Below are 224 nucleotides of genomic sequence, written 5' to 3'. Positions count from 1 at the left end.
CGTGAAGAAATCGAACGTGGTCAGGTACTGGCTAAGCCGGGCAGCATCAAGCCGCACACCAAGTTCGAATCTGAAGTGTACATCCTGTCCAAAGACGAAGGCGGCCGTCATACTCCGTTCTTCAAAGGTTACCGTCCGCAGTTCTACTTCCGTACTACTGACGTGACTGGTACCATCGAACTGCCGGAAGGCGTAGAGATGGTAATGCCGGGCGACAACATCAA

General features: G+C 53.1%; 1 pseudogene. It reads left to right on the top strand.

The annotated features are described in order from the left end of the window. Positions 1–224 (top strand): annotated as a pseudogene (gene tuf, locus PGR09_RS24605) (elongation factor Tu); the annotation flags it as partial.

The organism is Klebsiella sp. 141251 (assembly GCF_050600725.1).
In the GTDB taxonomy this organism is placed as follows: domain Bacteria; phylum Pseudomonadota; class Gammaproteobacteria; order Enterobacterales; family Enterobacteriaceae; genus Klebsiella; species Klebsiella aerogenes.
Note: the sequence above shows the minus strand (reverse complement) of the source record. Positions and strands in the feature narration are given on the sequence as shown.